The sequence below is a fragment of the Curtobacterium sp. PhB115 genome (assembly GCF_003752025.1).
Classification (GTDB): Bacteria; Actinomycetota; Actinomycetes; order Actinomycetales; family Microbacteriaceae; genus Curtobacterium.
Genome location: NZ_RJKR01000007.1, coordinates 320443 through 338452, shown reverse-complemented (window position 1 = coordinate 338452; position 18010 = coordinate 320443). Strand labels below are relative to the sequence as shown.

Here is an 18010-nt window from a genome sequence, read left to right as displayed (position 1 = left end):
ACCCGGCCCGGCGACCGCCACCCCGCCCGCGTCAGCCGGCGACCGCCTCCACCCGGGCGATCTCGGTGATGGACGAGTGGCCCGTCTCCGGGTGCTTCCGCATCGACAGGAGCCGCTCCATCGACGGCTCGAGCGCCGTGACCTTGTCGAGCGGCGCACTCACCACGAGCTGGAACCCGAGCCGGAGCCACGCGGTGACCGCCCGGCCGGCGAACTCCGAGTCCGCCTTGATGAACGCCTCGTCGAGGAACACCGGCGCGAACCGGGGCCGGGGCCGGGTCTCGTCGCCGAGCTGGTACCGCAGGGCCGCGCCGACGATGAACGCCACGAGCTCCTGCGTCTCACCACCGGACTTGTCACCGAGCGACGAGTACACGCCGAGGTCGTTGCCGTCGGTGTCGTACCGGACGGCCGTGATCTCCATGTGGCGGCGGACGTCGAGCACGGCGTCGCGCTGGGTGGTGCGGCCGCGCGGCGCCTCGGAGTCCGGGCGGATGACGTCCATGAAGCGCCGGAGCCGCCGGAACCGGGTCTCGAGCACGTCGTCGGTGAGCTCGGTGTCCACCGACGCGGAGAGCGCGCGGAGTTCGCGGCGGAACGCGTTCACGTCCTCTCGGGTGACGCGTCGGATCTGGATCTTCAGGCGGTCCCGGTTCGCGCCGAACGGCAGCTCGCGCAGGATCTCGTTGACCGGTTCGAGGCGCTCCTCGATCTCGACGACGGCGCGGTCGAAGGCTCCGGCGAGGGGCACGAGGTCCTCGCCGCTCCACTGCGACAGCCGCCGACGCCACTCGGTCCGTCGCGCGTGCAGGCCGGTGGCGACGATCTGGTCGAGGATCGCGTGGTAGTCCGGGTACGACGCGACGCCGGTGCCGAGGTTCGGGTCCGGCCAGGCGTCCTGGTACCGCTGGAACGTGAGCGTCAACGACGTCGAGGCCGCTGCGGCACCGTCGAGTGCCTGCGACAGCCGCTCCTCCAGGCGGCGTCGGAGCCGTCGGGTGGCGTCGTCGAAACCGTCCACACCGTCCGGGGCACCGACCTCGGCGAACGTCTCGGCGAGCAGTCGCGACTGCTCGTCGTCGGGCAACGACTCGGGGGTGTCGTCGAAACGCGACAGGATCTCGGCTGCGGCGTCCTGCCCGTCGACGAGCACCGCGTGCCGCTCCTCGAGCCGCTGCACGGAGAGCCGTGCGGCGGACCGGCGGTCGGCGGTCTCGTCGAGCGATGTCCGCAGGCGTGCCACCGAGGCGCGGAGGGTGCGGAGCCCGTCGTCCGCTGCGAGCAGCGCCTGACGCTCCTCGTCGAGGCGGGCCAGCGACGACTCGAGCCCCTCGACGTCGATCGCGTCCCACGTGACGTCGACGACGTGCTGGTGCGCGGCGCGGAGGGTGTCGAGCGCCGCGATGTCCTGCGCCACATCGGTGCGACGGGCCTCGAGCGTGGTGAGGTCCTCGGCGATCGAGGTAAGTTCCTGCTCCACCGAGGCCATCCGGGCCTCGTTGGTGAAGCCGATGACGTTCGCCTGCCGCCGGTCGCCGTGCGCACCACGACGGCCGTCCCGGAGCTGCCCGGACTCGGTGACCCGACGGCCACCGCCACCGAGCTCCGAAGCGTCGGCCACGCAGCGGGCGTCGGTGCGGTCGGACTCGATCCGCTCGCGCACCCACGTGCTGAACGGGGACTGCTTGATCGCGAGCTTGCCGGACACCATCGCGGGGTCGCCGTCGAGGTCGAGGTGCGGCCCGGTCGGCACGCCCTCGAACTGCACCCGGACCGGCAGCCGCAGTGCGTCGATCGCCTCGCTGAAGTCGCCGAGGCGGTCCTGGTCCACCAGCAGCGTGCGGGCGACGGGCGCCAGGACGGACTCGATCGCCGTGCGCCAGCGCTCCTCGCCGGGCAGGACGTCGAGCAGCTCCGCAACGAACGGCAGTTCGGACGGGTCGATGCCGGCGGCGCGGGCCATGGCGAGCCGGGCCTCGTGCATCGGCAGCGGCATCGCGCCCTGCCGGTGCTCGAGCGACTGCCGCTCCTGGCGCAGGGACCGCTCGCGGTCGAGGAGCGGGTACTCCTCGCGGGTCAGGGCGTCGCGGCGGTCGTCCAACGACGAGCGTGCAGCCGCGTACGTCCCGAGGAAGTCGTGGGACGCCCGCTGCGCGCTGGTGAAGCCGGCTTCCGACGAGAGCGACGCCGACAGCCCGAGCACGGCGGTCCGCTCGTCGAAGGTCGCCCGGGTCCGGACCACCGCGTCGCGCTCACGGGTGCGGCGGTCGATGCGGTCCTCGAGCTGGGCGAGCGCGTTGCCGCCCTGGTCGCGGAGCCGGGCCTCGGCGTCGCGCAGCTCGATCTCGACCGCGGCGTGCCGGGCCTCGGCCGCGGCGACCTCGGCGCGCGACGCGGTGCGTTCCCGGCCGTTGCGGGCGACCTCGGCGTCGAGAAGCTCCCGCTTCCGCGAGGCCGTCCAGTGCGCGAACGGCGAGACCTCGGCGCCGGTGGCGATGCCGTCGAGGGCACTCGCCGCAGCCTGGGACCGCGCGATCTCGTCGTGCAGCTCGGTGATGGGGGAGAGGATGCGGACCTTGCGCTCCTCGGTGTCCATCGCCTCGTACGCCTCGTCGAGGGCGGAGAAGTGGGCGAGCGCGCGGTCGGCGGCCTCGTAGGTGCCCGGGGTCTCGAGCACGAGCGACTTGTACAGCGCGTCGACGGTCGGCAGGTGCTGTCCGGCCTGGATGCGCGCGAGCAGGCGCATCGCCCGGTTGCCGCCACCGGAGTCGCCGATGCCGAGCCGGGTCTGCAGCGTGTACGCGAGCTCCTGGTAGGTGTCGCGGATCACGAGCCCCGGCACGCGACCGGTCAGCTCGAGGTGGTGGAACCGCGTCGGCACGAACTCCTCGAGCCGGCGCAGGTCGAAGGTGTCGTCGACGGTCGCCATGGTCATCTGGATGTCACCGACGCCGCGCGCCCGCTTCGGCACGATGTACGCGCGCAGCACCGTGAACCGGCGCTCGTCGTCGTTCCGGAAGGTCACCGCGACCGCGCCCCAGGTCGTCTGGTCGTCGCCGCGCAGGTTCACGTCACGCAGCGCGCCGCTCTCCGGGTCACGGCGCGTGTCGACCTTGCCGCGCAGGTAGGTCAGCAGGTTGCGCTGGTCGGCACTGCGGGCACGGCCGGTGGTGGCGTCGTTCGAGGCGCCGTTGAACGGCACGTCTGATGGCATCATCACCGCGAGGTACGCGTCCATCAAGGTGGACTTGCCGGTACCGGACGCGCCGGAGATGAGCGTCGCCGTGCCGGACAGCTCGACCTGCCGGTGGCCGTGGAAGCCGCCCCAGTTCACGACCTGCATCGACTCAGCGCGCCACTGGGCCACCGTGTCGAACAGCGCGGGCATCGCGAAGGTGTCGGTCATGCTTCCGTCTCGTCGTCGTCGGTGTCGGTCCCCGGGTCGGTCGCGTCGTCGGCCGGGAGGCGCGGGTCGTCCCCGTCGGTCGCCTCGCCACCCGGGGCGGTTGCGTCCTCGTTCGCGGTGGTCGTCCGCAACCACGCGTCCAGTTCCAGCAGGCGGTCGAGCGGCAGCAGCACCTCGACGGCGCTGGCGACACGGAACCGGTCCGGGTCGGACGTCCGGATCAGGATGCGTGCCGTCACGAGACGCTCGATCGCCTTCGCCACCCGGCCCTCGTCGCGGGTGCGGTCGGTCGCGGTGGCCGGACGGAAGCCCGCCACGTGCCCGAGGATCTCGGAGCGGTCGACGACGACCTGGTCCGGACCCGGTCGGGCGTCGGCACGGAGCCGCATCCGCAGGTAGACGAGGACGATCGTCTCCTCGCGCGTGTACGGCACGTCGCGGAGCAGGGTCGGGAACGTGCGGCGCTGGCTCTCCGAACGGGCCTGGCGCTTCCAGGCGACCTCGCGGTCCCGGTCGACGTGCAGCTCGAGGAACAGGTCGTTCAGTCGCGACCGCAGCTGGTACTCGCCGTCGAGGACCGCGCGCCACTCGTCGGCGTGGGACCGTGAGCTGACGTAGGAGTACCGCAGGAGCGCCACGAGTGCACGGCGCTGGTGCTCGTCGAGCCGGCCCTCGTCGCCCTCGAAGAGGGCGAAGCTGGACTCGTCACGGTCGTCGTCCTCGATGACCCTGGTGGGGTCGTCGAACGGGTCGATCTCGTCGACCTCTGCCGGCGTCGTGTCGCTCACCGCGCCTCCTGTGCGTCGTCGTCGTGGGGATCGCTCACCGGCGTGCGCTCGTCGGCGAGGGCAGCTGTGGGCATGTGGAAGGTGACCGGGCTGCCGTCCGGACGCACCGTGCGGTGCTCGGCGACGTGCGCCGCGGACTCGAAGTCCGCGTGCCCGGTGAGCAGGTGCGCCAGGCCGAACAGTTCGACCGGGCGGCGCTGCTCGGGCGGCAGCCCGTGGAACGCGTCGACGCTGGAGTCGGCCTCGGCGAACCGGAGCGCGGCGCGCAGCTCGGTCAGGAGCGGACCGCCGTGCTTGCGGAGCATCTCGACGTCGAGGTCCTCGAAGACGTCGTCGTCGGGTTCCTCGATCGGCGGTGGCACCGACTCGTTGTCCGGGTCGTAGAAGCGCTCGCGCAGGGTGCCCACCTCGGCCGGGGCCGGCAGCAGCGGGAGCGGGATGCGCTCACGGGCGCCGCCCTGGCCCATCAGCGTCGCGAGCCCGCGGTTGATCGAGCGCAGCACCGCATCGAGCTCGCGGTCGCGGACGACGTCGTGCGCGACGATCTGGTCGCGGAGCGTCGCGGTGAGCTGGCGGCGTTGGGCGAGGACGTCCTCGATGCCCTGGCGGAGGATCGTGACCGTGTTGCGGAAGGCGCGGCGCTCCGCCGAACCCAGCGACTCGGCGAACGGGTGCGACAGGATCGTGGCCACGTCGTCCCGGAGCCGCAGGAGCAGGGCGTCGTCGCGCAGGAGCTCGAACGCCCCCTCGAAGGCACGGCCCTCGGGAGTGGCCTGCATGAGGTTGTCGGTGCGGGCGAGGTAGTCGTCGAGGATCTCGCCGATCGGGCGGACCTCTTGTCGGAAGTCCTCGACGATCGACCGGTGCATCGTCGCGACGGCCTCTTCCACGCGCTTGAAGTCGCTCGGCAGCTGCCGGATGAGGTCCGAGATGTTCGTGTACCCGTCGCGCATCCGGTCGTCGTCGACCGTCACGACGTCGTCGCCGTGCTCGAGTCGCTCGCGCTCGGCCTGCAGCTCGGCGATCTGGGCGTCGATGCGGCGGATCTGCACGTCGGGGTCCGGCTCGGCGCGGGCGGCCCAGCGGTGCACGGCGTCGACGATCATCGCGAGCCGGCTCTCGCTGATGAGTGCCCGGTCGGCGGAGAGGGCGTCGACGAGGCTCAGGGCCTCGAGCGCGTGGCTCGTCAGCGAGTACTGCTCGTCGCCGTCGGGGGAGTTGGAGCGGACGAGCCACTGTGCGGCGACCCACTCACGGCAGAGTGCGCGGCCGTGCGGTCGAGCGTCCTGCTCACTCTGCTCGTGCTGTTCGCTCGCGGGCACCCGCGCGCCCGAGGCCTGCAGGCGGGCGACGTGCTCCTCGACCTGCAGGTGCATCCGGTCGGCGGGGACGTACTGCACGTCGCGGTCGAACACCGTACGGAAGACGGCGAGGACGGTCGCGCTCGTGGGGCGGGACATGAGCCGCAGCGTCGGACGGTCGAGGACCGCTCGGACCCGGGCGAACTCGAGGTCGACGTCGGTCATGCGCCCCTTCGTCCGATCGTGCTGGTGGTGTGGCCGGCGTGCTGCGGCCTGATGAGATGACAAGAGCCCGACGCATCGTGCGCCGGGCTCTTGCTGTGGTGGTGTTGCGTGTGGGCGATACCAGACTCGAACTGATGACCTCTTCGGTGTGAACGAAGCGCGCTACCAACTGCGCCAATCGCCCCCTGCACTGTTCGTGCGGATCGATACTAGCCGATCTCCGGCGGTGCACCGAACACGACGTGCCGCCCGGGTGTGGCGCGGCTGCGGGGTGCGCTCGGGGGCGGGGCGGTCGGTACTCCGCTCGTGGCGTCGCTCGGTGCGAGGTTTCCCGCAGTGTGCGAGGGCGTCGGGGTTGCACCATGCGCGGAACCTCGCACCGTGAGCCGTTGTCGCGGGCGCTCCTCGCACCGTGCGAGGGTGCCGATGCCCCTGCGGATCCGCATGAACTCGGGGGACACGCCCGGTGAACGGGAAGGATTTTGGCGGAAGGCCTCGGGTTCGTATAGAGTTTACGTCGTCGCCGGAACAGCGGGTCAGACAAATGCGGATGTGGCGCAGTGGTAGCGCATCACCTTGCCAAGGTGAGGGTCGCGAGTTCGAATCTCGTCATCCGCTCGAGTGTGGGGCTTCTCGAAGTCCCACGACTCACCAGAGGGTATCCCACCGTTCGGGTACTCACGGAGACGTGAACCTCGATGGTGGGGTGGCCGAGAGGCTAGGCAGCGGCCTGCAAAGCCGTCCACGCGGGTTCGAATCCCGTCCCCACCTCCAGCAACACCCTCCAGACTCTGCACGGATCTCGATCCAGGCAGGGACTCTCTGGGCGATTGGCGCAGCGGTAGCGCGCTTCCCTGACACGGAAGAGGTCACTGGTTCGATCCCAGTATCGCCCACCACGAAGAACCCCCCGGCAGGACCACCAGGTCCGGCCGGGGGCTTTCGTCGTTCCCGGGGTCCCCGTCAGCCGCGCGCCGGACCCGATGAGAGCACCATGGGGCGCAACGACGCATCCTCGATGGGGTGCACCCCGAACGGAAGCGAGTCGACGATGACCGCAGACGACCCCCTCGTGACGGATCCGGGGCACTACCGGTTGCTGTGGGAGAACGAGCACGTCCGGGTGCTCGACTACTCCGACGAGCCCGGTGACCAGACCCACCCGCACCACCACCCGGACAGCGTGATGGTGACGCTGACCTCCTTCGAGCGGCAGCTCACCGCCGGCGACCGGACAGCCCAGGTCGCGCTCGATGCCGGCACCGCCGTGTGGCTCGCAGCGCAGGAGCACTCCGGCCGGAACACCGGGACGACGCCGACCCACACCATCCTGATCGAACTCAAGGAGGCAACCGACACCGGCGTGCCGACGTCGGTCCTCGGCCCGTCGCACTGACGAGTACCCCGGACGCGGGGCTGCGGCGCCCGTGCGCCCGCACGTATGGTCGGTGGTCGGAGGGGGACGACCAGCAGATGGCTCGATGGACAGACGCGCTCGCTGCGCCGTTCCGGCGGCTGCCGCGGCTCGTTCGCCAGGCCCCGCTCGACGTGCCACCCGTGTTGCCCGTCGAGACGGCCCTCGCGCGGCTGTCCACGCAGGCTCGGTCGGACTTCGCTGCCCGCCGCGAGACGAGCACGTTCATCGCAGGGTCCACGCACGAGCGGCCGCTGACCTGGGACGACGTGGAGGCCTCGCTCGAGGCGACGCTCGACACCTACCGGCACGCGTCGCGGACCCTCGTCCTGCAGCTCGGCGTCGAGGTGCAGAAGCCGACGCCGTGGTGGCGACACATCGGCCTCGGGCTCGACGAGTACCTGGACCGGACGCCGGCCAGACCCGCGCGGGGGCAGGGCCAGTGGCCGGGTGTCGGTGCAGGGCTCGACGACCTGGTGTTCGCGGACCTGTACCTGCTGCCGGGGCAGTACCCGCGGTGGTCGCAGGAGTCGTTGGGGAACGTCCGCCGCGCCTACAACGTCTCGACGGCGTTCGCCACCGCCCCGGACGTGCCGCTCCGCTGGGAGAGCCGCGTCCGCATCGTGCAGGTCACCGCGGCCCTGGAACAGCAGCGGAGCGCGCACATCACCGCGTTGCAGGCCGCGGCGGCAGCGGACGGCGAGTCCGGCTACCGGGCGTTCGACATGTGGCACGACCGACACGGTCAGACCGTCTTCATGACCCCCGCGCTCGGTCGCGATGTCCTCCGCGCACGCAGCACCGCCGAGCTCGCCGACGGCCTCGTGCGGCGGATCCCGTGGCTGACGGACCCGGCGCTCACCGAGCAGCGGCTCCGGGAGACCCTCGCGGTCCCGGTCGCCCCTCCCGCGATCCGGCGCTGACGAACGGCTGCCGGATCGCCGTCACGCGTCGGCGAACCGGTCCACTCCGGCCCGGACCGCCGCCGAGACCGAGGCCGGGTGTCGGGTGAACGCCGCCACGCGCGACTCGAAGCGGTCCACGTCGACGATCTCCCAGGTCGCTGCCGAGCGGTCCGACGTCGACGGTGCTCCGCCGTGCCGGCGGGCCCAGCGCGTGTGGAAGTCCACCAGCGCCTCGGCCGCGGCCGTGCGGAGCGGGCGGATCGCGTCGGCCGCTTCGAGGTCGCCGAGGATCCGCCGCATCGCCGGTCCCGGGTCCCCGCCGTGCCAGTCGTCCCTGCACGCGTACCCGACGTCGTACTCGCGGACGAACGGCGGGACGACGTCCGCGATGGTCGGTTCGAGCTGCCGGTACCGGTGCCAGGTGTCGACGGAGGAGTCGACCGCCGCGATGATCTCCAGGGCGACGGTCTCGAGCGTGCGCTCCGACGGTGGGTCGTACGGCAGAGCGTTCATGACCGCCATCGTCGCAGACCGACGCGTCGCTGTGGACGCGACGGTCTGCCGGGAGGCGCGGTGCGGGCCCGACCCGCACCGCGCCTCCCGGCCCGGTCCCGTCCACGGCCACCAGCAGCACCCGCACGGACGTCGCGTCGGTCAGGAGGCGCTGGCAGCCTCCGGCTGCGCGCTGAACTGCTCGACGAGCGTGCGCTTCAGCACCTTGCCGCTGGGGCCGAGCGGGAGTGCGTCGACGACGTGCACGACACGGGGGTACTTGTACGCCGCGATCTGGTCGGCGACGTGGTGCACGAGTTCGTCTGCGGTGACGGTGGCCTCGGCGCGCAGCACGACCGCTGCCTCGATCTCCTGCCCGTGCAGCTCGTGCGGCACCCCGAAGACCGCGGCCATGGCGACGTCGGGGTGCGCCGCGAGGACCTCCTCGACCTGACGCGGGTACACGTTGTAGCCGTTGCGGATGATCATGTCCTTGGTGCGGTCGACGATCGTCAGGTAGCCCTCGTCGTCCTTCGTGCCGAGGTCACCGGTGCGGAACCAGCCGTCGACGATCGCCTCAGCCGTGTCCTCGGGGCGGTCGAGGTACCCGTTCATCAGGTTGTGCCCGCGGATCACGAGCTCGCCGATCTCGCCGCGCGGCAGCAGCACGATCGCGTCCGGGGTCTCCGGGTCAGCGATCTCGACGTCGACGCCCCAGATCGGCGTGCCGATCGTGCCGGGGTGCGGCGGACGGCCGACGTGGTTGAACGTCGCGACGGGGGAGGTCTCGGTGAGTCCGTAGCCCTCGTGGATCGGCGCGTCGAAGACGGTCTGGAACCGTTCCAGCACGGCCATCGGCAGGGAGGCCCCACCCGAGATCGCGTAGCGGAGCGCCGGGCGGGCGTCGGAGCGCGTCGCCGCGTCGAGCAGCGCCATGTACATGGTCGGGACGCCCATGAAGATGCCGCAGCCGTGCTCGACCATCGCCGCGAGGGCAGTGTCGCCGTCGAACTTCGGCAGCATCACGATCGTCGCGCCGGCCCGGAACCCGGTGTTCATCGTGCAGGTCTGCCCGAAGGTGTGGAAGAGCGGCAGGGCGCCGAGCAGGACGTCGCCCCGGTGCATGTCGAACGTGCTCATGAGGTTCGTGTTCGCCTGCTCCAGGAGCGAGAAGTGCGAGCCCTCTGCCCCCTTCGGCTGTCCGGTGGTGCCGCTCGTGTACAGGATCGTCGCGGTGTCGAACGGGTCGCGGGGCACGTAGATGTCGAGCGGCTCCGTCGTCTCCGCCAGTGATTCGAGGCGGTGGTGCTCCGACGACTCGGCAGGCGCGAGGACGGTCACGACGTCGACGCCGGCGAGCTCGGCGCCGGCCGCGCCCTCGGCGAGCAGCGGTGCGGCGCAGACGAGCAGGGTCGCACCGCTGTCGCGGAGCAGGTAGTCGATCTCGCGTCGCTTGAGGAGCGCGTGCACGGGCACCACGACAGCGCCGAGTGCCAGGGTGGCGTAGTAGACCCGGGGGAAGTCCGCGACGTTCGGCACGAGCATGGCGACCCGCGATCCCTCGGCGACGCCCTCGGCCCGGAGCGCCCCCGCGTAGGCGAGGGTCTCGGCCCAGAGCTCCGCGTACGTGGTGCGCTGGTCTCCGACGATCACGGCGACGTCGTCCGGGTACCGCGCGGCGGACTCGGCGAGGATCGCGGCGACGGACGCGGTGGCCCGGTGCGGTCGGGCGGTTCCGCTGGTGGCGGCGGTCGGGGTCGTGCTGGTCATGCCGGGCTCCGTCTTCCTCGACGAGTGGTGCTTCGGATCATACGTTCAGCGTGCCAGGGCGTCGGGTCGGGAGTCCGGTTCCGGCTCAGCGGGTGCGCGTGAGGCCCCCCGCCTCGGCGATGACGGACCCGGCATCGGCCACGCCCGCGGCACTGAGCAGATCCGCCCAGAGCGCGCGGAGGTTCGCGACGGTGTCGGCCGGCTGCAGCCCTCGGTTCTCCACCTCGAACACCCCGAAACTCGCGTTCAGGAGCCGGGCGGTGAGCGCTTCCGCCGATGCTCCGGCCGGGATCACGCCCGCGTCGATGGCGGTCTGGACCTGCTGCTGGACGGCAGCACGCCAGCCGAACGGTGACCGGGGGAACACCAGGCCGACGGTGCGCGCCTCGACGAGCAGCCGGACCGTCGCCCGGGCGAGCGCGTGTTCTCGAGCGTCCTCGACGGCATCGAGCAGCAGCACGAAGAGGCGGACCAGTCCCGGCTCGGTCGCGGCCTCCACGCGTTCGACGATCGCCGACCAACGCTGCCGTTGCTCCGCCACCACCGCGAGCGCGATCTCCTCCTTGGAGGCGAAGTGGTGGTAGCCGACCGCCGACTTCTGCTTGCCCATCGCCGCCGCGATGGACGAGTACGTCGTGGCCTCGAAGCCCCGCACCGCGAACTCGGCGGCCGCTGCCGTGATGATCGCCTGCCGCGTCATCGCTTTCTGTTCTTCACGACGGTGGGGCACCGTTTCACCCTATTGGTTCCTCGGCACGCGGCCCCCGAAGGAGGGACGCGGAGCAACGAGGATTCGCAATACGATCGTCTTACGAACCGTGAGCCACTGTCGATTCATGGCATCCCTCCGGCAGCTCTGAAGGCCCATCGCATGACCGACGTCCCCGCCCCCGCCCCCGTCCCGCACGTCGAGACGTTCCACCAGCTCCACGACGGCACCCCGATCCGGCTCGTCTGCTTCTGCGGGATCGGTCGGGACCACGTCACCACACCCAGCGGCACGCCACCCCGGCGTGCACCGGTGACGTCGACCCCGCCGTCAGGACGGCCCTGATCCCCGTCCTGACGGCGGACGTCCGCCGCACCGGTCGGACCACGGTCGACGTGGTCTCGACGCGCGCGTCGACCGGTCAGCACACGCGGCACTAGCGTTGACGCCGTGAACGACGACCAGGACGCCGCCATCGCCCGAGCCGTGCACGACGCGTGGGACGGGTCGTTGCGCCTCGTGCACATCACCGTCGCGGACGAGGACGGTGACGGGTTCCCCGGACAGGACATCGACCGCTGGGTGATCGACGTGCGCGTGCCGCTGACGGACGACGAGTCCGAGGCCGTGCCGGTGGCCGAGGTCACCGCGTTCACGGCCCGCGAACCCGAGTCCGTCGAGTCGCTGGTCCTCGCGTTCCAGGTCTCCGACGTCGCCGGGGCCTTCGCCACCGCCGCGGCCGTCCGTGACTCCACGGGCGAGGAGCTCCTCGAACTGCAGGAGTCCGCGGCCCACATGCTCGGCAAGCCCGACCTGCTCGCCATCGACCGCGTCAGCGTGGGGGAGGCGTACCGCGAGTTGCCCGGCCTGGTGCCCGCGCTGCTCCGCGCCGTGCGACGTGGCCCCGCTGGCCGGTCGGCGTCCTTCGTGTTGACCGACCCGACCGTGTGGGACGTCCCCTTCACCGACGAGGACCGCAGCGCCGGCGAGTTCGTGCAGTGGGCCGACACGAGCGTCTTCGCCTCGATGAACGCCGACCAGGACGAGGTCGACCGGCTCGCGACCGACGCGGCGACCGGCGGGATCGTCGCCGGTTCCCGCGCGGACGACGTCTGGCTCGGCGACGCCGTCGAGCACGCCCTGACCCTGCCCGCCGTCGCGGTGCCCTTCCCGCTGCCGCCGAAGCTGTCCGCGGACCTCTGGGCGGGCGCCCCGGAGGACGTCCACGGGGTGCACGCCGACCCGGCGACCGGGTCGATCACCGTCGAGACCCACGACGAGCAGCTCGAGGTGGTCGGCACGCCGGGTACCGCACCGCAGCTCGTCGGCATCTCGGCGGCCGCAGACCCCGTCACCCAGGCGTGGCTCCGCGCCGTCCACGAGCGCTGGTGGCAGTACGAGCCGGACCTGCACACCCGCGTGCACGAGGTCGTCGACGAGTACCTGGCGACCGGCACGGTCGAGTCGGCGGAGGACGAGCGGACCCCGCACCTGCACGCGCCCGACCTGCCGCCCGTCCGCACCGAGTGGCCGGGGATCGGCGAGGTCCACCTCGACCCGCTCGGGGACGACACCGAACCCGTCGTGTACGACGCGGTGCTCGAGGGCGTCGACGGCCACGAGCACGTCGGAGCCGTCGTGGTGCACGAGACCGGTCACGTCCAGGCGTTCCTGCACGACGAGTGGAACCCCGGGTACCCCGACGCGGCGGCTGCGGTCGCGCACCTGCTCGGGCTCGGGGCCGGGCAGTACTTCGCGGACACCCTGCACGACGAACTCAGCGTCGGGGTCGAGCACGTGCTGCTGACGGGCGACGTCCGGGGGCACTGACGCCGGGCAGCCGTCGTCGGGCCGCGCAGTCTGCGCGGTCAGGCCAGGCGGCTCGTCAGGGTGCGGAGGTGCGCCCTGGTGCGCGTCGCCGCGACGGCCGGGTCGCCGGCCTCGATCGCGTCGACGATCTCGGCGTGCACGTCGTGGTCGGCGTCGCTGCCGTAGGCGCCACGGATGCGGAGCAGCTCCACCATCGCCTGCCGGCTGCGCGGGGTGAGGCCGTCGAAGAGCTCGGTGAGCAACGGACTGTGCGCCGCGACGACGATCGTCCGGTGCAGCGCCGTGTCCGCGTCGACGTGCTCCTCGATGCTGCCGCGTCGGCCCCGCCGGTGCTCGATCGCGTCCCGCATCGCCCGGAGTTCGGCCGACGTCCGACGCTCGGCCGCGAGCGACGAGGCTTCGACCTCGATCGCCGTGCGCGCCTCGACGACCGCGACGATGTCGGCCCGGCGGAGGACGTCCTCGAGCCCGTCCTGCACGTCGAGGGCGGTCACGAACACCCCGGCGCCCTGCCGGGAGGCGAGGACCCCGCGCCCGGCGAGGTGCCGGATCGCCTCGCGGATGGTGGACCGTCCGACGCCGAGCTGCGGTGCGAGGGTCGTCTCGCCGGGGAGCTTCTGTCCCAGCGCCCACTCGCCGCCGCGGATCCGGGTGAGCAGCGCGTCGGCCGCCTGTTCGGCGAGGGGTTCACGGCGGACCGGCGTCATGCGACCATCCTGCCCTACTCGCCACAAGTCCTCTACTTGTCTGAGGAGTAGTGCTGCGGTCGTCGCACGCAGCACCAGAGGAGCCCCGATGACCACCACCAGCACCACCGTCTCCGCCGCGCACTGGAACCGGCAGCAGCCGTCCCCGATGCCGTCGCACCGCTACCAGGACGTCACCGCCCGCGTCGAGGTCCCGCTCACGGACCGCACGTGGCCGACCACGACCCTGACCGTCGCCCCGCTCTGGGTCCCCGTCGACCTGCGCGACGGCAACCAGGCCCTCGCCGAACCGATGGACCCCGAGCGGAAGCGCCGGTTCTTCGAGCTCATGGTCCGGATGGGCTACAAGGAGATCGAGGTCGGCTCCCCTCGGCGTCGGAGACGGACCACGCGTTCGTCCGGCTCATCGCCGAGACGGACATCGCCCCGGACGACGTCACGATCGTGGTGTTCACGCCGGCGCGGCGCGACCTCATCGAACGCACGGTCGAGTCGATCAGCGGCATCACGAACGACGTCGTCGTGCACATGTACACGGCGACCGCCCCGACCTGGCGCGACGTGGTGCTCCGGAAGGACCGGGACGAGCTGCGGGAGATGATCCTCGCCGGCGCCCGGGACGTCCTCGAGCTGGCGGGGCACCTGCCGAACGTGCGGTTCGAGTTCTCCCCCGAGGTGTTCAACCTGACGGAGCCGGAGTTCGTGCTCGAGGTGTGCGACGCCGTGACCGAGCTGTGGGACGCACGACCCGAGCGCCCGGTGATCCTGAACCTGCCGGCGACGGTGGAGATCGCGACGCCCAACGTGTACGCCGACCAGATCGAGTGGATGAGCCGGAACCTCGCCAGGCGCGACTCCGTCATCCTCTCGGTGCACCCGCACAACGACCGGGGAACCGGCATCGCGTGCGCCGAGCTCGCCGTCCTCGCCGGCGCCCAGCGCGTCGAGGGGTGCATCTTCGGCAACGGGGAGCGCACCGGGAACGTCGACATCGCCACGCTCGCACTGAACCTGCACGCACAGGGGATCGACCCGATGATCGACTTCTCCGACATCGACGACGTCCGGCGGACCGTCGAGGACGCCACCCGGATCGAACTGCACCCGCGGCACCCCTACGTCGGCGACCTCGTGCACACGGCCTTCAGCGGGACACACCAGGACGCCATCCGGAAGGGCTTCGCCGAGCACCGTGACCGGGCCGCCGCCGAGGGGCGCTCGGAGCGGGACATCCCCTGGCGGGTGCCGTACCTGCCGATCGACCCGGCGGACATCGGCCGGAGCTACGACGCCGTCATCCGGGTGAACTCGCAGTCCGGCAAGGGCGGGATCGCGCACCTGCTCGAGACCGCGTCGGGCATCGAACTCCCGCGCCGCCTGCAGATCGACTTCGCCCGGCGAGTGCAGGGGCACGTCGACGGATCGGGCGGTGAGGTCGACGGGGCGGCCCTGCTCGCCCTGTTCGAAGCGTCCTACGAGCGCGGGAAGGGGACCGCGACCGGCGCCGGCGCCGGCGCCGGGGTGCACACCGCCGCTGGTCTCGAACTCGTCGCGCTGGAGTCGTCGCTCGGCGACACGGCTCGGACGGACGTCACGCTCCGGGTCGACGGCGTCGACCACCAGGGCTCGTCCACCGATGTCGGCCCCGTCGAGGCCGTCGTCGCGCTGCTGGCACGGTGCGGCACGACGGTGGACATCGTCTCGCTGCACCAGACCTCACGGACGGCGGGCAGCGACAGCGAGGCGCTGACCCTGGTCGAGTACCGCGACGCCGTCGGCACGCACTGGGCGGCGGGCAGCGACCGATCGGTGCTCATCGCGAGCGTCGAGGCCGTGCTGCAGGCGGCGCGGGTGGTCCGCGCCGGTCGGGCCGGCGAGTAGCTCCCGCCCGCGCCGGTCAGACCGGCCGGTAGATCGCGATCGGCGGTGCCTGGTCGTCACCGTCGTCGTGCGCGTCACCGGTGGCGAGCCAGGTGCGCCCCTCGTGCTCGATCGTGGTGGGCAGGTCACCGTGCACCAGGATCCGGATCGCGGGGGTGTCGCCGTCGATCAGGTCGACGCCGTGGGCCTCGGTCCCGCCGGGGTTGTCGTGCACGTAGCTCATGCTGTCGATCGAACTCTGCCAGGACCGGACACGCCCGGATCACCGGTGGAAACCGGGGATCGGGTCCGGGATCGGGTAGAGTCACTGCTGCACGGCCGACAGGGCGTGCGAACGCGGATGTGGCGCAGTGGTAGCGCATCACCTTGCCAAGGTGAGGGTCGCGAGTTCGAATCTCGTCATCCGCTCGAAAGCACGAAGAACCCCCGGAACAGCTCGATCACGAGTCGCCCCGGGGGTTCCGTCGTTCCACGGCCCGGTGCCCCCACGATGCCCGGTGTGCGCAGGCTTCGGGTACCCGCGCCCACCGGACGCAGGGGCACCGTCACCCCGGGACGGGACCGCGCCGGTGGGTGGCCAGGCGAAGTCCCGAGGAGTGATCCGGAGCCGTGCCTCGTTCGGGTGGGTCGGTGTTGCCCGGCTTGCGGAATCCCGCAACGATGCCGCACGACACGCTGTGGGACGTTGCACTCCATCCGGCTACTCCGGTACGGGCTCCAGCACCGCTCGGGTCCCGGGGAGGGCGACCCACCGCTGCTCCCCGGCATCGACGACGGTGACGAGCACCGTGTCACAGTCGCGGCACCGCGCGACCGACCCCATCGCCGTGCGGTACACGGCGGCGAGGGCGACCGGGCCGAGCGACCCGCAGCCGGCGCAGCGCAGGACGGTGACCGTCGGGTCCGGACCGAGCAGTTCGGTGAGCGCCCCGGCGAGGGCGTTGCCGTCGACGAGCGTCATCCGTTGCCCCCGAACCGTTCGGCCCGGACGTCGGTGAGGTCGTGCCCGAGCTCACCGAGCCACCGGAGCACCTGCTCGACGAAGGGCGTCGAACCGCAGACGTAGACCCGGGCGCCGGCGTCCGGTGGGAAGACCGCCGAGGCAAGGGAGTCACGGGTCAGCCGTCCGGCCGGCACCGCGGACGCTGGGGGAGCGGTCCGGCTGTACACGTAGGTGACCTCGAGGGGGGCGGCGGCCGCGACCGCGCCGTCCACCTCTGCCCGGAAGAAGACGTCGTCGGGCGTCCGCACCGCGGCGAGCAGGCGGAACGGCGCCGGATCGTCGGCCGTCGCGTGCGCGGTGACCATGGCCAGCAGCGGGACGATCCCCGATCCGCCGGCGATGAGCTGCACCGGACGCGACGAGGCGCCGGGGCGCCAGACGAACCAGCCGCCGAGCGGACCGTGCACCTCGAGCGCGTCGCCGACCTCGACGGCGTCGACGAGGAACGGGGAGACCTCGCCGCCGTCCACCCGATCGACCGCGAGCACCACCCGCGTCCCGTCACCGGACGACGCGATCGAGTACGAGCGGGATGCCTGGTAGCCGTCCTCTGCGGTGAGGCGCAGGTCGAGGTGCTGCCCGGCGTCGTTGCCCGGCCAGGTCGGTACCTCGAGGTCGATCCGCCTGGCGTTCGGCGTCTCGACGGCGACCGCCGCGACGGTCGCCGGGTGCCAGGCCGGCCGCCGGGTCGCCGAGGCCGGCCCACCGGACGCGGGGCGTGCCTCCAGGCCGGTGTCGGAGGGCGCGGACGCGCTCACCAGTACCGCTCTTCCTTCCACGGGTCGCCGTGCAGGTTGTAGCCGGCGTTCTCCCAGAAGCCGGGCTCGTCGTCCGACTGCATGACGATCCCGCGCACCCACTTCGCGCTCTTCCAGAAGTACAGGTGCGGGACGAGGAGCCGCGCGGGACCGCCGTGCTCGGGGTCGAGGGGTTCACCGTCGGCCTCGAACGCGACCCAGGCCTTGCCGTCGAGCAACTCGTCGAGCGGGACGTTCGTGGTGTAGCCGCCGTAGCTGTGCACCATGCAGTAGTCGAGCTCGGTCTCGACGTCCTCGAAGAAGCGGTCGAGCGGCACCCCGCGCCAAGGCATGTCGAGCTTGGTCCAGTGCGTGACGCAGTGGATGTCGACCGTGACGTCCTCGACCCCGAGGGCCTGGACCTCGTCCCACGACCACTCGTGCACGCCGGACTCGGTCCGGATCGAGAAGCTCCAGTCGGCGGGGGCGATGTCGGGCGTCGCCCCGGCGGACAGCACCGGCCAGTCGCGGACGAGTGTCTGACCCGGCGGGATCCGTCCGGCGTCGTGGTCGTCCCGCCGACCGCCGAACCCTCTGGTGAACGTCGCCATCGCTGCTCCTCACGTCGACCGTGCTGTGACGATCATTCCGTGCGCGGAGCGTTCCCGTGTAACGGCTTGGTAAACGTTCGGTCCCCGTCCGGGCGGTCCACCGCGGGTCCGGGATCCGCGGAGCGCTGCCGATCGGGTGCCGCGGCCCGGTGCGGGAACCGAGATCGCCGGACTTGGGGGATCGGACCAGGCCCTCTATCGTTCACCGGAACGATTACAGGAGGGGCCACC

Annotated in this window: 15 protein-coding genes, 5 tRNA genes and 1 pseudogene; 9 read left to right on the top strand and 12 right to left on the bottom strand. The window is 71.9% G+C overall.

From position 1 onward, the window contains the following. Positions 1 to 31 precede the first annotated feature (31 nt). The 4 genes from EDF19_RS11150 to EDF19_RS11135 all read right to left on the bottom strand — a co-directional run bounded on the left by EDF19_RS11150 (position 32) and on the right by EDF19_RS11135 (position 5904). A complete protein-coding gene (locus EDF19_RS11150; RefSeq protein ID WP_123680928.1) occupies positions 32 to 3406 on the bottom strand; it encodes an ATP-binding protein in 3375 nt (1124 codons plus the stop codon). Next, positions 3403 to 4194, bottom strand: coding sequence for a DUF4194 domain-containing protein (locus EDF19_RS11145; protein ID WP_123680927.1), 792 nt, complete (start codon positions 4192 to 4194; stop codon positions 3403 to 3405). Before EDF19_RS11145 ends, EDF19_RS11150 begins: the two co-directional genes overlap by 4 nt. After that, positions 4191 to 5720 (bottom strand): DUF3375 family protein, encoded by a 1530-nt coding sequence (locus EDF19_RS11140; protein ID WP_123680926.1) that lies wholly within the window; start codon positions 5718 to 5720, stop codon positions 4191 to 4193. Before EDF19_RS11140 ends, EDF19_RS11145 begins: the two co-directional genes overlap by 4 nt. A 111-nt stretch (positions 5721 to 5831) precedes the next feature. Then, positions 5832 to 5904: transfer RNA gene (locus EDF19_RS11135), tRNA-Val, on the bottom strand. A gap of 362 nt (positions 5905 to 6266) precedes the next feature. Between EDF19_RS11135 and EDF19_RS11130 the strand changes: the two genes are divergently transcribed. The 5 genes from EDF19_RS11130 to EDF19_RS11110 all read left to right on the top strand — a co-directional run bounded on the left by EDF19_RS11130 (position 6267) and on the right by EDF19_RS11110 (position 8057). After that, positions 6267 to 6338 (top strand) — tRNA-Gly (locus EDF19_RS11130). Positions 6339 to 6420: 82 nt separating this feature from the next. Next, positions 6421 to 6494: transfer RNA gene (locus EDF19_RS11125), tRNA-Cys, on the top strand. 50 nt (positions 6495 to 6544) lie between these two features. Next, positions 6545 to 6619 (top strand) — tRNA-Val (locus EDF19_RS11120). Between the two features lie 152 nt (positions 6620 to 6771). Beyond that, the gene (locus EDF19_RS11115) at positions 6772 to 7116 is read left to right on the top strand and encodes a cupin domain-containing protein (protein ID WP_148071077.1); all 345 of its coding nucleotides are present in this window, start codon (positions 6772 to 6774) and stop codon (positions 7114 to 7116) included. Between the two features lie 77 nt (positions 7117 to 7193). After that, positions 7194 to 8057 (top strand): hypothetical protein, encoded by an 864-nt coding sequence (locus EDF19_RS11110; RefSeq protein WP_123680924.1) that lies wholly within the window; start codon positions 7194 to 7196, stop codon positions 8055 to 8057. A gap of 21 nt (positions 8058 to 8078) precedes the next feature. On the opposite strand, the gene EDF19_RS11105 is transcribed toward EDF19_RS11110, so the two are convergent. The 3 genes from EDF19_RS11105 to EDF19_RS11095 all read right to left on the bottom strand — a co-directional run bounded on the left by EDF19_RS11105 (position 8079) and on the right by EDF19_RS11095 (position 11031). Beyond that, complete coding sequence (locus tag EDF19_RS11105) at positions 8079 to 8552, bottom strand: hypothetical protein (RefSeq protein WP_123680923.1); 474 nt, start codon at positions 8550 to 8552, stop codon at positions 8079 to 8081. 141 nt (positions 8553 to 8693) lie between these two features. After that, positions 8694 to 10301, bottom strand: a complete 1608-nt coding sequence (locus EDF19_RS11100) for a long-chain fatty acid--CoA ligase (protein WP_123680922.1) — start codon at positions 10299 to 10301, stop codon at positions 8694 to 8696. Between the two features lie 85 nt (positions 10302 to 10386). Next, a complete protein-coding gene (locus EDF19_RS11095) occupies positions 10387 to 11031 on the bottom strand; it encodes a TetR/AcrR family transcriptional regulator (protein ID WP_148071076.1) in 645 nt (214 codons plus the stop codon). 141 nt (positions 11032 to 11172) lie between these two features. Here EDF19_RS11095 and EDF19_RS11090 point away from each other — a divergent pair, with 141 nt between their 5' ends. Together EDF19_RS11090 and EDF19_RS11085 are read left to right on the top strand one after the other, a co-directional pair. Then, positions 11173 to 11355 carry a hypothetical protein gene (locus EDF19_RS11090; protein WP_123680920.1) on the top strand — a complete coding sequence of 61 codons (183 nt, stop codon included), beginning with the start codon at positions 11173 to 11175 and terminating at the stop codon, positions 11353 to 11355. Between the two features lie 105 nt (positions 11356 to 11460). Continuing rightward, positions 11461 to 12840, top strand: coding sequence for a hypothetical protein (locus EDF19_RS11085; protein ID WP_123680919.1), 1380 nt, complete (start codon positions 11461 to 11463; stop codon positions 12838 to 12840). Positions 12841 to 12878: 38 nt separating this feature from the next. Here the strand turns inward: EDF19_RS11085 and EDF19_RS11080 are convergent, their stop codons facing one another. Beyond that, positions 12879 to 13547 carry a FadR/GntR family transcriptional regulator gene (locus EDF19_RS11080; protein WP_123680918.1) on the bottom strand — a complete coding sequence of 223 codons (669 nt, stop codon included), beginning with the start codon at positions 13545 to 13547 and terminating at the stop codon, positions 12879 to 12881. Between the two features lie 148 nt (positions 13548 to 13695). On the opposite strand from EDF19_RS11080, the pseudogene EDF19_RS11075 reads away from it, so the two are divergent. After that, a pseudogene (locus tag EDF19_RS11075) lies at positions 13696 to 15428 on the top strand (2-isopropylmalate synthase). A 16-nt stretch (positions 15429 to 15444) separates the two neighbouring features. On the opposite strand, the gene EDF19_RS11070 reads toward EDF19_RS11075, so the two are convergent. After that, positions 15445 to 15651, bottom strand: a complete 207-nt coding sequence (locus EDF19_RS11070; RefSeq protein WP_111084081.1) for a hypothetical protein — start codon at positions 15649 to 15651, stop codon at positions 15445 to 15447. 113 nt (positions 15652 to 15764) lie between these two features. Between EDF19_RS11070 and EDF19_RS11065 the strand changes: the two genes are divergently transcribed. Then, a tRNA-Gly gene (locus EDF19_RS11065) sits at positions 15765 to 15836 on the top strand. A 292-nt stretch (positions 15837 to 16128) separates the two neighbouring features. On the opposite strand, the gene EDF19_RS11060 is transcribed toward EDF19_RS11065, so the two are convergent. From EDF19_RS11060 to EDF19_RS11050, 3 genes are read right to left on the bottom strand one after another with little or no spacing between them, the layout of a single operon-like run. After that, positions 16129 to 16389: a DUF6510 family protein gene (locus EDF19_RS11060; RefSeq protein ID WP_123680917.1), complete on the bottom strand. Its 261-nt coding sequence runs from the start codon at positions 16387 to 16389 to the stop codon at positions 16129 to 16131. Continuing rightward, on the bottom strand, positions 16386 to 17189 hold the full coding sequence (locus EDF19_RS11055; protein ID WP_260217103.1) for an FAD-binding oxidoreductase: 804 nt from the start codon (positions 17187 to 17189) through the stop codon (positions 16386 to 16388). Before EDF19_RS11055 ends, EDF19_RS11060 begins: the two co-directional genes overlap by 4 nt. After that, the gene (locus EDF19_RS11050) at positions 17186 to 17779 is read right to left on the bottom strand and encodes a molybdopterin-dependent oxidoreductase (protein ID WP_123680916.1); all 594 of its coding nucleotides are present in this window, start codon (positions 17777 to 17779) and stop codon (positions 17186 to 17188) included. The genes EDF19_RS11055 and EDF19_RS11050 overlap by 4 nt, the downstream gene beginning before the upstream one ends. Positions 17780 to 18010 lie beyond the last annotated feature (231 nt).